The sequence below is a fragment of the Shewanella acanthi genome, assembly GCF_019457475.1.
Taxonomy (GTDB): domain Bacteria; phylum Pseudomonadota; class Gammaproteobacteria; order Enterobacterales; family Shewanellaceae; genus Shewanella; species Shewanella acanthi.
Genome location: NZ_CP080413.1, coordinates 1,948,639 through 1,962,601, shown reverse-complemented (window position 1 = coordinate 1,962,601; position 13,963 = coordinate 1,948,639). Strand labels below are relative to the sequence as shown.

10 protein-coding genes and 9 tRNA genes are annotated in these 13,963 nt (G+C 44.7%); 14 read left to right on the top strand and 5 right to left on the bottom strand.

Annotated elements, in window-relative coordinates:
* Positions 1-16 precede the first annotated feature (16 nt).
* From K0H61_RS08610 to K0H61_RS08600, 3 genes are all read right to left on the bottom strand, one after another.
* On the bottom strand, positions 17-2,221 hold the full coding sequence (locus K0H61_RS08610; protein ID WP_220052258.1) for a sensor domain-containing phosphodiesterase: 2,205 nt from the start codon (positions 2,219-2,221) through the stop codon (positions 17-19).
* Positions 2,222-2,388: 167 nt separating this feature from the next.
* Entirely contained in the window at positions 2,389-2,676 is a 288-nt protein-coding gene (locus tag K0H61_RS08605; RefSeq protein ID WP_220052596.1) for a DUF406 family protein, read from the bottom strand.
* Between the two features lie 177 nt (positions 2,677-2,853).
* Positions 2,854-3,342 carry a VC2046/SO_2500 family protein gene (locus K0H61_RS08600; RefSeq protein ID WP_220052257.1) on the bottom strand — a complete coding sequence of 163 codons (489 nt, stop codon included), beginning with the start codon at positions 3,340-3,342 and terminating at the stop codon, positions 2,854-2,856.
* A gap of 125 nt (positions 3,343-3,467) precedes the next feature.
* Between K0H61_RS08600 and K0H61_RS08595 the strand changes: the two genes are divergently transcribed.
* The 3 genes from K0H61_RS08595 (at position 3,468) to K0H61_RS08585 (ending at position 3,850) form a co-directional block, all read left to right on the top strand.
* Positions 3,468-3,552 (top strand) — tRNA-Tyr (locus K0H61_RS08595).
* 39 nt (positions 3,553-3,591) lie between these two features.
* Positions 3,592-3,676: transfer RNA gene (locus K0H61_RS08590), tRNA-Tyr, on the top strand.
* An 89-nt stretch (positions 3,677-3,765) separates the two neighbouring features.
* Positions 3,766-3,850 (top strand) — tRNA-Tyr (locus K0H61_RS08585).
* 196 nt (positions 3,851-4,046) lie between these two features.
* Here the strand turns inward: K0H61_RS08585 and queE are convergent.
* Positions 4,047-4,715 carry a 7-carboxy-7-deazaguanine synthase QueE gene (gene queE / locus K0H61_RS08580; protein WP_220052256.1) on the bottom strand — a complete coding sequence of 223 codons (669 nt, stop codon included), beginning with the start codon at positions 4,713-4,715 and terminating at the stop codon, positions 4,047-4,049.
* Positions 4,716-4,880: 165 nt separating this feature from the next.
* On the opposite strand from queE, the gene queC reads away from it, so the two are divergent.
* Together queC and rrtA are read left to right on the top strand one after the other, a co-directional pair.
* Positions 4,881-5,618 (top strand): 7-cyano-7-deazaguanine synthase QueC, encoded by a 738-nt coding sequence (gene queC, locus K0H61_RS08575; protein ID WP_220052255.1) that lies wholly within the window; start codon positions 4,881-4,883, stop codon positions 5,616-5,618.
* A complete protein-coding gene (gene rrtA, locus K0H61_RS08570) occupies positions 5,615-6,208 on the top strand; it encodes a rhombosortase (RefSeq protein ID WP_220052254.1) in 594 nt (197 codons plus the stop codon). The genes queC and rrtA overlap by 4 nt, the downstream gene beginning before the upstream one ends.
* Positions 6,209-6,268: 60 nt before the next feature.
* Here rrtA and uvrB read toward each other — a convergent pair whose 3' ends face one another.
* Positions 6,269-8,275 carry an excinuclease ABC subunit UvrB gene (gene uvrB, locus K0H61_RS08565; protein WP_220052253.1) on the bottom strand — a complete coding sequence of 669 codons (2,007 nt, stop codon included), beginning with the start codon at positions 8,273-8,275 and terminating at the stop codon, positions 6,269-6,271.
* Positions 8,276-9,902: 1,627 nt separating this feature from the next.
* Between uvrB and K0H61_RS08560 the strand changes: the two genes are divergently transcribed.
* The 9 genes from K0H61_RS08560 (at position 9,903) to rsxB (ending at position 13,962) form a co-directional block, all read left to right on the top strand.
* Positions 9,903-9,978: transfer RNA gene (locus K0H61_RS08560), tRNA-Asn, on the top strand.
* A 45-nt stretch (positions 9,979-10,023) separates the two neighbouring features.
* Positions 10,024-10,099, top strand: a tRNA-Asn gene (locus tag K0H61_RS08555).
* A 31-nt stretch (positions 10,100-10,130) separates the two neighbouring features.
* Positions 10,131-10,206 (top strand) — tRNA-Asn (locus K0H61_RS08550).
* A gap of 43 nt (positions 10,207-10,249) precedes the next feature.
* Positions 10,250-10,325, top strand: a tRNA-Asn gene (locus K0H61_RS08545).
* A 37-nt stretch (positions 10,326-10,362) separates the two neighbouring features.
* Positions 10,363-10,438: transfer RNA gene (locus K0H61_RS08540), tRNA-Asn, on the top strand.
* A gap of 59 nt (positions 10,439-10,497) precedes the next feature.
* Positions 10,498-10,573 (top strand) — tRNA-Asn (locus K0H61_RS08535).
* 189 nt (positions 10,574-10,762) lie between these two features.
* Complete coding sequence (locus tag K0H61_RS08530; protein ID WP_220052252.1) at positions 10,763-12,667, top strand: bifunctional diguanylate cyclase/phosphodiesterase; 1,905 nt, start codon at positions 10,763-10,765, stop codon at positions 12,665-12,667.
* Between the two features lie 124 nt (positions 12,668-12,791).
* Complete coding sequence (gene rsxA / locus K0H61_RS08525; RefSeq protein ID WP_220052251.1) at positions 12,792-13,370, top strand: electron transport complex subunit RsxA; 579 nt, start codon at positions 12,792-12,794, stop codon at positions 13,368-13,370.
* Position 13,371: 1 nt separating this feature from the next.
* Positions 13,372-13,962, top strand: a complete 591-nt coding sequence (gene rsxB / locus K0H61_RS08520) for an electron transport complex subunit RsxB (RefSeq protein ID WP_220052250.1) — start codon at positions 13,372-13,374, stop codon at positions 13,960-13,962.
* Position 13,963: the final 1 nt, after the last annotated feature.

The following is a 13,963-nucleotide window of genomic DNA, read 5'->3' as shown; positions in this document are numbered from 1 at the left end:
AAGTATGAATAGCAGATTAATGGACTGTCGCAGTGAGTCTATTGCCCACTGTGGCCGATTGTGCCGCCATATGGATAAATTGGGCAAAATCACTTTCCCTTAACGCGGGGCTGTATAAATACCCCTGCGCCTGATGACAAAGACTTTTCGCTAAAAATGCCTCCTGCTCTGGGGTTTCAACCCCTTCCGCTGTCAGTGAAATATTCAACGCATTAGCCATTGCAATAATCGCTGAAACAATTTCGCGGCTTTCACGACTCACCGTCAGATCGGAAATAAATGAGCGGTCAATTTTGAGTTTGGTAATAGGAAATTGCTTAAGGTAGCGCATCGAACTATAACCTGTACCGAAGTCATCGATCGCAAGACCAACCCCTAATTCTGCCAATTGCTGGCAAAGTAAAGTTGTTTGCTCAATATCGGCCATTAATTCGGTTTCGGTGATCTCCAAAATAAGCGATTTAGGTTTTAACTGATAACGGCTTAATAGTTGCCACACCTCTTCAAAGAGATTACCACTGAAAAATTGCCGAGCAGAAACATTCACATGCAGGCTTAAGTTCGCGTTTTGGTGTTGCCAAATGTTAAGTTGCCGACACGCCGCCTCTAATACCCAACTGCCAATGGCATTAATCATTCCCGATTGTTCGGCAATATCAATAAAGGCTCCTGGGTACAAGACCCCTTTCTGTGGATGATGCCAACGGATAAGTGCCTCTGCGCCAGTAAAAGATTGCTGCTCCAGATCCCGCAGAGGTTGATAATACAGCTCGAACTGTCTGCCACGAATCGCATTGTGTAAATCACGCTCGATTTGTGCATCCTCCTTAAAAGCACGCAGCAATGTGCTATTAAAGATTTGTATCGCCATGATTTTTTTCTTTTTGGCGTATTGCAGTGCGATATCGGCACAGGTAAGCGGCGCAAATACATTTGCCACCGCCGCGAGATCCACTACGGCAATCGCGGTCTTGGGTTCGATGCGCTCTCGCCCAATCAACACTGGCATAGCCAAGTGACGATATAACTGGGTTGTAAAGGTTTGCAAATCGGGGAAAGCGCTTGCATCAGACAGTAATATCGCAAACTCATCACTGCCAAGTCGAGCGATTTCCCATGCCTGATTGATTTGAGCAAAGTGCTTGAGACGCCTTGCAATTTCGACCAGTAAACTGTCACCATTTGTGTGACCATAGGTATCATTAAAGCGTTTAAAGCCAACGATATCAATAAGAAACAATAAGCCTTTAGTGCAGCCTTCCAGCGCTAAATTGAAATGACTGCGGTTGTTAAGTCCGGTCAAACTACAATGCCACGCTAAACGTTCCAAGTGGGCTTTATAGTGGTGCTCGCCACTGTTTTCCTGCGCGGTGACCAGCGCATATTGATTCCCCAAATTAGTCGTAAACTGACTTACGGTATATTTAAGCCAGTATTGTGTTCCATCAGCACGGCTTAACTGCGTCTCCCCCTTAACCTGTTGTCCTCGCTCGATATCGGTTAAGGTTAATTCTGCTAATGCATTCTGCTGACTGAAAAAGGCTAATTCACGCATAGGTACGCCAATACAATCAACGCGATTTCTACCCGTGATCTGTTCAAAGGCCTGATTCACATACTCTACCGTCTGGGTCTGTAAATTGATGAACATGCTTAATTGACGGGACTGCTCTGTGGCACAACGAAACAGACTTAATCGTTCCTCATCCTGATAATGGTTTTTGGTCGCAAGCGTTAACGCCAATTGTCCGGCCATTTCGGTGACGAGATACATTTCACTCTCGCCCCATTGCTCGGTCAATTCACTGCGTTCAATACAAATCACTCCCTCTAATTGACCATTAATGCGAATGGCCACATCTAAGCTTGAAAGCACTTTTGAAGGAGCGAAATAGTTGCCACTAAGCTCGAATAACCGCGGATCAATTTGACTATTACAGGCATCAATATGGCGGTGGGTTTTAAGTTCATTAAGATAATGAGGTAACGATTGCAATGAAGCGGGCCGTTGTAATACCCGAGATTGTAGCGGACCACAGCTGGCAACGGCGGTTTGGCTGTCGGTTTGATGGCAAAATAGCCAGACAGTTGCCGTTACGCCATCGAGTTGCTCTGTTAGCAGCTGCGTTACAAGCTCTGCTGTCTCGACAACATCACCCCGTTGTTTGGCACTCGAATTCACCACTAACGCTAAAATCTGTTGATATTGAAGTCGCTTCACTTAAATTCCTAAAAACGGCCTGCGGTGAACAGTACACCACCTAAATCCCAAGCTAAATTAATGGGATAAGAATTGTTATTATTATCCGATGTTAATGCAGAATACACTAGCCCAATTACGGGGTAATGTTGAAAATAAATTATGAAAATTAGCTAGTTAACAAAATGTTACAGTCCATTCTCGAGCTGAAAAATCATTTTCTCAACACTAACCTCAAAGGTCAGTTTAACCTGCACATTTTGGTTTACCGTTTCAGTTTGCGACTGGGTATTGGGAAACCGAGTCGTAGCCAGTTCAACTATCCGATTGGCATCTGTTGCAGCAGACTCACCGTAAAACTGTAATTCGAGCATGGTATCCTGCTCATCGATAACCGCACCAATATCGACGAAACTTCCACAATCGGTACAGGTATCGTTGACCAACAGTGACTGTTCTTTAATAACCCCATTCATATTCATGTCCTCTTCTTTCACATTTTTGCTCACCGTGCAGGAAAGCTTATCCGCGACTAGCTTTAACGCTTTGCCATTCAGTACAACTCATTATAGGTAATGCGTTAACCTGGGACTTAACTCAGGATCACGACTCTGGCTTAATTCTGCTTATTTATAGCTAACAAGCGGTTTGACTTAGGCTGTAGCAAGTACCGACACTAGATGACGCTGTATGGCAAGTTGCTCAGCAAAATGCATAGGTTGCATTGCTGGACTTTGCAACTGACCACGTTGACGCAGCCGAGTGGTTAAATCGCAATTACTGAGCGCTTCAGTCATGGCCATGGATTCATTACCGCGGATAACCAACGCTTCGGGGCGCAGTGCTTGTTGCAATTGAAATGCCGTTTTGCCCTGTTCACTAAAGACAGCGCTATTATCCACCACGATATCTTTAGCGGATAAATCGGCAATCAGACATTGTTTTGGGGGTAAATCGAATTGCTTTTGTAATTTTTCATCCGTACTGAGCTCCTTCTGAAACTGAAATTGCGCCATATCGCGCGCGTCTGCCGATAAAAGCGACAGCAACAACGCGAATTCCCCCCGCCTGTTATGCTCAATTGCAGCATTAAGGCGTGGGCCAATTTGCACTTCATTGATTAAAGGAACATCGATTTGCATAAAAAAACAACATAAAAACAATTCGTTGTTAGTTAATCGACCAGTTGAACCATAACTTTAGGAAAATTTTATTATTTAGACTTTACATGCTGGGGGAATCTGACTACTATGGCGTCCGCAATTGAGGAGGGGTTCCCGAGTGGCCAAAGGGATCAGACTGTAAATCTGACGGCTCCGCCTTCGAAGGTTCGAATCCTTCTCCCTCCACCATTTGCACTGCAAGAAAATTAAGTAATAAAAGATACTCGTGGAGGGGTTCCCGAGTGGCCAAAGGGATCAGACTGTAAATCTGACGGCTCCGCCTTCGAAGGTTCGAATCCTTCTCCCTCCACCACTTTTATCTTATGTTATTGAGTTGATTGCTACAGCGTTACACTTAAATCCGGCCAAGATTTAAGGGCATCTAATGCCGAGACAATATGTGGAGGGGTTCCCGAGTGGCCAAAGGGATCAGACTGTAAATCTGACGGCTCCGCCTTCGAAGGTTCGAATCCTTCTCCCTCCACCACTTTTCTCTTACTTTTTTGAATCCCACCTGTTAAGACCCTCTATTTAATAAGTTTTTATCTTATTTTAATCGATAAGCTAATTAACAATTCGATGTTGTTTACATTCTGTTAACCCATTGCGCCTAAACATAAAAAACGCCCCTTTCGGAGCGCTATTGCTGTATCAGATATTAAATCGTCCTGGGGCTCAATCAATTAATCGATATTAAGATATTTGTGGGTCTGAATCGATAAACGCCAGTTACGCTCAATACAGACTTTCATGGCAAGCTCGGTCGCCCTCGCCTTTTGACTAATCGGTTGCAGGCAAATGGTTTTTGCTGAAACATCGATGTCTTTTAATAACTCATCGAGCTCAGCGATATGATTCTCTGTTGCAATCGGATGCTTAATTTCATTCGCACGGTTAAGTGCTTGACTTAACACCCGATAACCGCCCTTCATATTCACTTTCGGTGAAACCGTTACCCAAGTTTCCTTGGCACATTTCACCTCAAAGGTACCACTGGTCTCGATTTGAGTTTGATAACCCTCACGGTGGAAAGTGTCGGTTAACTCGCTCAAATCGTACATGCAGGGTTCACCGCCGGTAATAACGATATGTTTTGCGTTAAAGCCCTTCGCGTTAAATGCGGCGATCAAACTCAATGGAGTATGGTTGGCCCAACGTCCAATTGAACCGTCTAGCGCAATCACATCCTCCGGCGCTACGTTATTTTCGGCAAGCAACTCCCAAGTCTGTTTAGTATCACACCAGGCACAACCCACTGGACATCCCTGCAGGCGCAGGAAAATGGCGGGGACTCCGGTAAAGACACCTTCACCTTGAATCGTTTCAAAGACTTCGTTGACTGGGTAATTCATGCTGACGTTCCAATTCGATGGGGCGGCATTTATAGAGGATTTTAGTGCCTGCTGCAAGTATTTACACCCCAATGCCGATGTCGCACTCGTGCTAAGAGTTTTCAAGCTTAGGTGCCTGAGTTAAACTTAGTACTTATTTTTATGTAAAAATTTAAGCGAAATACTATGTCTCAATCGTCAGTTTCAAAAGCCGCGGTAACAAAAGCCGTCGTGGTATTCAGTGGTGGACAGGATTCAACCACCTGCCTGATTCAAGCGCTCACCCAATTCGATGAAGTCCATGGGATAACCTTTGATTATGGCCAGCGGCACCGAGAAGAAATTGACGTTGCAAAAGCCCTCGCTAAGCGCCTCAAAATCACCAGTCATAAAGTGATGGACGTGAGTTTACTCAATGAGCTGGCTATTTCTGCATTGACCCGTGATGCTATTCCAGTCTCCCACGAGCTAATGGAGAACGGTCTGCCCAATACCTTCGTTCCTGGACGTAACATTCTATTTTTAACCTTGGCTGGTATTTATGCCTATCAATTAGGTGCAGATGCGGTGATTACAGGCGTATGTGAAACCGACTTTTCGGGTTATCCTGATTGCCGCAATGATTTTGTCAAAGCGATGCAATCTGCGTTAGTGCAAGGCATGGACAGAAAGCTTGACATTATCACCCCGCTGATGTGGCTAAACAAAGCCCAAACCTGGGCGCTGGCGGATAAATATCAACAGCTCGATTTAGTCCGTAATCACACCCTCACCTGTTATAACGGGATTGTTGGCGATGGCTGTGGCGACTGCCCAGCCTGTCATCTACGTCAACGAGGACTCGATGATTATCTGCAAAATAAAGCCGAGGTTATGGCCTCATTAAATAACGCCCAATTCGATAACGTTGAGCCAAAAGCATGAAAAACGGCCCCTATTGGGTCGCATTTGCGGTCACAGTAATTTGTACCAGTTTCTATCTCGCTGGATTGATGTTGCCCGAGGTTGACCATCTCTTGAGTTTTCGCCGCAGTGGCATTGAGCAATTCGAATGGTGGCGCTTAATTACTGGTAATTTGCTGCACACCAATCATTGGCATTTGATAATGAATTTAGGCGGTTTGTGGGCAGTGGTGTTTTTGCACCACTTTCACTATAACGTTCGCGGCTTAACGGCATTATTCATGTTACTTTGTTTACTTGAGGGCATAGGACTTTATCTTGGTTTCCCTAAACTGTTAGGTTACGTAGGATTAAGTGGGATGCTCCATGGGCTCTTTACCTTTGGTGCAGTGCAGGATATACGTTGCAAAATGCGATCAGGTTATTTGCTGCTGCTAAGCGTTATCATCAAAGTTGGGCACGAGCAATGGTTTGGTGCCAGCGATGATGTTACTGCCATGATTGGTGCGCGGGTCGCGACGGAGTCACACCTCATCGGCTTAATCTGCGGCCTAATCTGCGCCTTCGCGTTTATGCTGCGAAAGCCAGCAACGAGTGTCACTTCCTCGTGACTATCAAACATAACAAAACCGCCCTAGGGCGGTTTTTTAATTATGTGGCTCATGTAAGGCTTAGGCTTTAATTAACAACTCTCGTAGCCGTTTTACCTCATCACGCAATGCGGCGGCCTGTTCGAACTCAAGATTGCGGGCATGTTCATGCATTTGTTTCTCAAGTTTATCGATATCATGACTAAGCTGCGCGGCATCGGCTTGATAACGCCTAGGTTTATTATCGGCAACCTGACTGTATGAGGACTGCGATTCTCTACCATCATCCACATCCATCACGTCGGTGATCCGCTTAACCACGCCCTTAGGCACAATGCCGTTGGCGAGGTTATATGCGTGTTGTTTCTCACGGCGACGTTCGGTCTCTCCCATGGCCTTAGCCATGGATTGAGTGATGCGGTCGGCATAAAGGATAACTTTACCATTCACGTTACGGGCAGCGCGGCCAATGGTCTGGATCAGTGAGCGCTCTGAGCGCAAAAAGCCTTCCTTATCTGCATCGAGAATACACACCAAAGAAACCTCGGGCATGTCTAAGCCTTCACGTAATAAGTTGATACCTACTAAGACATCAAACTTACCGAGGCGCAGATCGCGAATGATCTCCACCCGCTCAACCGTGTCAATATCCGAGTGCAGATAACGCACCTTCACACCGTGCTCATCTAAGTATTCAGTTAAATCCTCAGACATGCGCTTAGTTAATGTGGTAACCAGTACCCTTTCGTTAACAGCAACGCGTTTTGCCACTTCAGAGAGCAAATCATCAACCTGAATACTGACAGGCCGCACCTCAAGCACGGGATCGAGCAAGCCCGTTGGCCTCACAACCTGCTCAACGATTTCGCCACCACTCTTATCCAGTTCATAGGGATTGGGCGTCGCCGACACGTAAATGGTCTGCGGCATGAGCTGCTCAAACTCTTCAAATTTAAGCGGTCTATTATCTAACGCCGAAGGTAACCGGAATCCGTACTCAACCAAGGTTGTTTTACGGGAACGGTCCCCTTTATACATGGCGCCAATTTGCGGCACAGTCACGTGGGATTCGTCGATGATCAGCAAACCATCAGCGGGTAAGTAATCAAGCAGCGTTGGTGGGCCTTCACCTGGCGCTCGTCCCGACAAATAACGGGAGTAGTTTTCAATCCCCGAGCAATAACCAAGTTCCACCATCATTTCGACATCATATTGCACCCGCTCGTGGATACGTTGGGCTTCAATCAACTTATTATTGTCGAGTAGATATTGTTTACGCTCGCGCAGCTCCTGCTTAATTAACTCCGTTGCTTCGAGGATTTTCTCACGGGGTGTCACATAGTGGGTCTTTGGATACACTGTCGTGCGCGCCACGCGGCGAATAATCTTGCCCGTTAAAGGGTCAAACTCACTTAAATTATCAATTTCATCGTCGAAAAGCTCAACCCGAATGCCGTAGCGATCGGAGTCGGCGGGGAAAATATCAATCACTTCACCACGAACCCTAAATGTCCCCCGCTGTAACTCAACATCATTACGGGTGTACTGCAACTCGCTTAAGCGTCGCAAAATATCGCGCTGCCCCATGGTATCGCCATGGCGCAGATGTAGGAGCATCTTCATATAAGAGTCGGGATCGCCGAGACCATAAATCGCCGAAACGGATGCAATTAACACAACATCCTTACGTTCAAGCAAAGCCTTGGTCGCAGAAAGTCGCATCTGTTCGATATGGGCGTTTACTGAGGCATCCTTTTCGATAAAGGTATTGGAAGCAGGGACATAGGCTTCAGGCTGATAGTAGTCGTAATAGGAAACAAAATATTCCACTGCATTATTGGGGAAAAACTCCTTCATCTCGCCATAGAGCTGGGCCGCTAATGTTTTATTCGGCGCCATAATAATAGTGGGTCTACCCAGTTTGGCGATCACATTGGCAATGGTGAAGGTTTTACCTGAGCCTGTTACCCCAAGTAAAGTTTGACAGGCTAGACCCGATTCAAGGCCATCGACTAACTTGGCAATCGCCGTGGGTTGATCGCCTGCAGGGGCAAATTGAGATTCAAGTTGGAATACGGTTTCTGACACTTAGGCATATCCTTTTGGTTAAGTTAACCATTCTAATCAACTCATAGCTTAAGCTCCAGCAGATATGGGCCACTCAATCACAGGACTGTATTGAGGCCTAGATTGCCAGCGAGCTGAGTACTTAAATTATTAATGAAACTTTTTGACTTGGACTTTCAATAGCCTAAATGTCGATAAATTGCCCTAAAATGGGGGCCGTTCTCCAATTTAATGCACAAGAATTGACTTTCATTTCATTACAAAATTGCAACCTTTTTGACGTGACCCCAAAAAAGTAGTTGCAAATATTATCTTGTTGAATATTAAGGGTTAAATTTTACCAAGCCAAAATAGTGCAATTTAAGCCCAGCCCCCAGATGCCAAGGCTTTGACGCCTATTTTTAGACACAACTCACAGGGTTATCCACAGTTTTTGTTGATAAGTCGAAATAACCGAGAATCCACGCGGTATTGAGGGGTAATTACTGGTCTAACGAGTGAGTGATTAAATTTGGTAATTTAATTACATTTGATAAATGCAACTACTTATTTATTTCGAGATAAAATTTAACATTGTTAACTATGACAATAAGTTAGCTTTGTTTTGTGAATTGCATACAGACAATGACAGCGCTTACCGAATCTTGCACCATTTAGGTTGTGATCTGCTTCACGTTGGTGCAATAAATTCGCCATAGCACACGCTAAACTCGAATGTTAATGCTAGGTGAAAAACAAAGGTTTTTAGGTTAGCCAAATCAGTCGTTGTAAGGTATTGATTAGTTTGAGCAAGATTTTTAAACAGACAAATGAGAGTTTTTCCACTGTTAGCTACTTGCATTAATTAACTACTGCTAGCCGCTTCGATTATCACCCTTAATGACAGTTAACGTTCAGCGCAATAGTAAACCTTCATTAGCTACCCGACCGTTATGACAATGGCCTCTAATGATGTTATAACGTGAGCCTTATTCACCTCTTCTTTATTACTGACATATGATTAGACATCGCATTAGCGAAGCCTCTGTCATGGCATCTTTAATAGAGGCCTTGCTTTCGCTTAATTAAATGAGATTGGCTATTAATACAAAAGGACACGCAGGCAATATATTGAACAGGAAATTGGAAAGCCAACGAGTAAATTGGGCCAAATCATGTTGTTGAGATTGCGGTGTTGAGCTCATCTGACTAATACCTATCAAACTCACTCGATAGGTATTTCAAAAGCGCTGATTGAGCTTCATCAAAAACTTCTAGGTCATTCGGAGCCGCCCCGTCCTTTTAAACGACTTCTGTTTTTCACCACTAGAAACTCAGAAAAGTGAGTACTGCAATAGTGATATAAATCAATATGCTTTAGATGTTACTAAAAAATTCACGACAAGCATTCAAATGTGACTCTACAAGCCGAATTACCAACATTAACTCAGCCTCAACTGGTTAGAAATCAAAGAACCAAGTTCACGCTATCCTACGAATAGATAAGTTATTTCTTCATCAAAACGATGATTTCTACATCACGATGCACATTAGATGAGCACTTAACAGCATAATTACACTTTTTTTAGTAACTCGAGTTGACTCATCCCAGATAGCGTTTTACTATGCGCTCCGTTCTCAGCGAGTCTACAAGACTTAGTGAAACGATTCCCCTGTAGTTCAGTCGGTAGAACGGCGGACTGTTAATCCGTATGTCACTGGTTCAAGTCCAGTCAGGGGAGCCACTTTCACCTTGCAGTCGTTTAGAGCAGAATAAGTTAAGTAACGTTTCCCCTGTAGTTCAGTCGGTAGAACGGCGGACTGTTAATCCGTATGTCACTGGTTCAAGTCCAGTCAGGGGAGCCACTTAAATTATTCAATGTTGTTAAGTAACGTTTCCCCTGTAGTTCAGTCGGTAGAACGGCGGACTGTTAATCCGTATGTCACTGGTTCAAGTCCAGTCAGGGGAGCCACTTAAACAACTTAAATTAAGTCGATATAATATCGCATTACGATTCCCCTGTAGTTCAGTCGGTAGAACGGCGGACTGTTAATCCGTATGTCACTGGTTCAAGTCCAGTCAGGGGAGCCACTTATGTATAATGTTGATATTATTTTGCACCCTCTACTCCCCTGTAGTTCAGTCGGTAGAACGGCGGACTGTTAATCCGTATGTCACTGGTTCAAGTCCAGTCAGGGGAGCCATTTTAAAGTTTAATGTCAAATCTAAGTCGATATACTCTTAGTATCATCGCAACCTCTACTCCCCTGTAGTTCAGTCGGTAGAACGGCGGACTGTTAATCCGTATGTCACTGGTTCAAGTCCAGTCAGGGGAGCCATTTTCTTAGCTTCACCTCATTGTTATCCCCCGTTATTTTCTAATATTTTTATTCATCAATTTCTGTTTTAAACCAAATACAGTTAAACTCTGTTAACTTTGATCAACAAAATTCTGAGTATCTTCACAAAGATAGCCACAAACCGCAAAGTGCTAATATGGACTCAGAACAACAGAAAATGGATGTACTATGACGATGTCAAAATCTTACCCCATCTTACTACTGGTGGTATTTTTGGGTTTGTTTGGCTGGGTTTATCAAAACGAAAATCACCGCTTACAGTCAGAGCAACAGCAAGAGCTTGAACATTTTAAAACCTATTTGGATAAATATACTCAGTGGTCAGGGAACGGTGCTGAGTTATATCAAAGCATGACGGCCGACTATGGATTTTTATTTTTTCAGTTCGTTGATGACACTGACGGATTACGTAATTTCACCGAAGGGAGTTTAACCTTTAAGGATCCAAATGCGTTCGCAGGTCTTTTTTCCCTCGATTTAAATCACACACAAAAAGTGGGTACCGGTCGACTGCAAGTCAAGCTAAGTGCAAGTGATGCCATAGAGGATGCCATCGAAACCACCCAAGAATGGGCTATGATGCTCGCGATAACTTACCTTATTCTTATCATCCTCTTTACGTTATTGTTTGCCAGATTCAAAGCGGGCATTCGCTATACCGCCGAGTACATTAAGCATATTCCCGATTTTAGTTTTTCAGCCATTCAATCTTCAAAATTGAGCGGGGACATGTCCCCCATAGTCGATGCGCTAGAGGACTGCCGTTTCAACCTAAAGACACAGCTCGACAAACTCAATCTAGAAAATGAAACGCTGCAAAAAGCAGCATTCCAAGATCCAATTACCGGTTTTGGCAGCCGCCCACCCTTCTCCCATAAGTTAGAGAGCATCAGTAATAAGGCAATCCCCCAATTTGGTTTGTTAGCGACAATTAAGGCGACCGAACTTGCCCACGTAAATCAACTTCAAGGACGGAGCGCCGGCGACGATTACCTGCTGAATGTTTCAACCTGCATCCGCAAGGCCTGTACTAAATACGCCGATGCCGAGTGCTTCCGATTATCCAGTGCCGATTTTGCCGTGTTCATCCCCGATGTATTGCTAAGGGATGCCACCGATTTCCTTGAGCAGTTAAAACAAAATCTAGACGAGTATCAAAAGTTGACTCAACTCGAGTCTATCGCCCATATCGGACTTACGCCCTATCGTCAGGGAATGGAACCTGCAAGTTTATTAATGGTGGGTGACACCGCAGTGAGTATCGCGCAAACCCTAGGCCCGAATAATTACCATATATTGGAAGAAGTGGATGGGAATGAGCACTTTGGTGATGACAATTGGAAGGTGGCAATCCACGATATAGTCGATCGTAATGCCCTTAAGTTTTATCAACAGCCCATTCAACCTTGTCGCCATGACGTCGAAGCCTACCGCGAGCTACTCGCACGTTTCTATAATAGCGATGGTAAATTCCTGCCAACCACGACGGTCATTGCCATGGCTGAACGCCATGGATTAAGTACCGAACTTGATAAATTAGTGGTACTGAGTGCCATCAGGTTGATTAAAGATAATCCATCCATTAAAGGTAACTTTGGTATTAATATCAGCGCCTTCTCCGCCCATCAAGAACCATTCGTGGCCTGGTTAGGTGATATTCTCGACAGACAAAAATACATTGCATCGCGTTTGGTGTTTGAGATTAACGAATCGGGTATGCAGGCAAACTTGGGTGCCAGCTATAAATTCGTGAGAGAAATCCATTCGGTGGGCTCTAGAGTTTCCATTGAGCGCTTTGGGATGAGTTTTACTTCATTTAAATTCTTCAGTGAAGTTCGCCCCGACTACATCAAACTCGACGGCAGTTACACCTCGGCCATCGATGAGGACAGCAACAATAAATTCTTCGTGCGTATGATGGTGGATGTTGCAAGACGCTTAAATATTCGCGTTATTGCAACCAGTGTTGAACGCCAAGAGGAAAAACTTACCCTCGAGAAATTACTCATTGATGGTTTACAGGGATTTTATATCGCTCAGCCACAACCCATCACAAACACAGATCAGATTTAGTCAACTCAGGGTTAACTTAAGCGGTAAATTTACCGTAAAGATAGTTAACCCTGCATTCTATATGTTGTTTATAGAAACGGAAAAGTCGATAATACGGCCAAGATCCGTTTAAACAAGTATTGAGATGAGTGAATATCTCCTGTTGTTGATCAGTACTGTGTTGGTCAACAATTTCGTTTTAGTGAAATTCTTAGGTTTATGTCCTTTCATGGGGGTCTCCAGTAAATTGGAGTCCGCTATCGGCATGTCTATGGCTACCACCTTCGTGTTGACCTTAGCTTCAATTCTCAGTTACCTAGTGAATCAATATCTATTATTACCCTTTGACCTCAGCTATTTACGTACCATGAGTTTTATCTTGGTGATCGCTGTTGTGGTGCAATTTACCGAGATGGTCGTGCAAAAAACCAGTGCAGCACTGCACCGCGCCTTAGGTATCTATCTGCCGCTAATCACCACAAACTGCGCGGTATTAGGGGTCGCACTGTTAAACGTCAACGAAAAACACGATTTCATTCAATCGGCTATCTACGGCTTTGGCGCCGCGGTCGGCTTCTCCCTCGTGTTGATTCTTTTCTCCGCCATGCGTGAACGTTTGGCCGCCGCCGATGTGCCGACGCCGTTTAAGGGCGGCGCGATTGCGATGATCACCGCAGGCCTAATGTCACTGGCCTTTATGGGCTTTACAGGATTGGTTAAGTAAGATGTCCACCATGTTAATTGCAGTCATACTGCTGACCCTACTTGCACTATTTTTTGGGGTCCTATTAGGCTTTGCCGCGCTTAAGTTCAAGGTTGAAGGCAACCCTATTGTTGATGAATTAGAAGCCATTTTACCCCAGACCCAATGCGGTCAGTGTGGTTATCCCGGTTGCCGGCCCTATGCAGAAGCCATCGCCAATGGCGATAAAATCAATAAATGCCCTCCCGGTGGCACCCCTACGATGGAAAAACTTGCTGGCTTAATGGGGGTCGAGCCTGAGCCGCTCAATGCTGAAGCCCAATCCCAAGTGAAAAAAGTCGCTTATATCCGTGAGGATGAATGTATTGGTTGTACTAAGTGTATTCAGGCCTGCCCTGTGGATGCGATCATCGGCGCCGGAAAACTCATGCATACCGTGCTCACCGCCGATTGTACGGGCTGCGATCTTTGCGTTGAACCCTGCCCCGTCGACTGTATCGACATGATCCCTGTGGGTCAAAATCTTAAAAATTGGAATTGGCGTTTGAATGCTATCCCAGTGACGCAAATTCACGATACCAATAACACAAGCGATGCAGTGGGGAGACAGTAAG

Bases quoted from the DNA above. Each gene is read 5' to 3' on its own strand.
- K0H61_RS08605 (WP_220052596.1), bottom strand. From the start codon at position 2,676: ATGAATGGGGTTATTAAAGAACAGTCACTGTTGGTCAACGATACCTGT.
- K0H61_RS08600 (WP_220052257.1), bottom strand. From the start codon at position 3,342: ATGCAAATCGATGTTCCTTTAATCAATGAAGTGCAAATTGGCCCACGC.
- queE (WP_220052256.1), bottom strand. From the start codon at position 4,715: ATGAATTACCCAGTCAACGAAGTCTTTGAAACGATTCAAGGTGAAGGT.
- queC (WP_220052255.1), top strand. From the start codon at position 4,881: ATGTCTCAATCGTCAGTTTCAAAAGCCGCGGTAACAAAAGCCGTCGTG.
- rrtA (WP_220052254.1), top strand. From the start codon at position 5,615: ATGAAAAACGGCCCCTATTGGGTCGCATTTGCGGTCACAGTAATTTGT.
- K0H61_RS08530 (WP_220052252.1), top strand. From the start codon at position 10,763: ATGACGATGTCAAAATCTTACCCCATCTTACTACTGGTGGTATTTTTG.
- rsxA (WP_220052251.1), top strand. From the start codon at position 12,792: ATGAGTGAATATCTCCTGTTGTTGATCAGTACTGTGTTGGTCAACAAT.
- rsxB (WP_220052250.1), top strand. From the start codon at position 13,372: ATGTCCACCATGTTAATTGCAGTCATACTGCTGACCCTACTTGCACTA.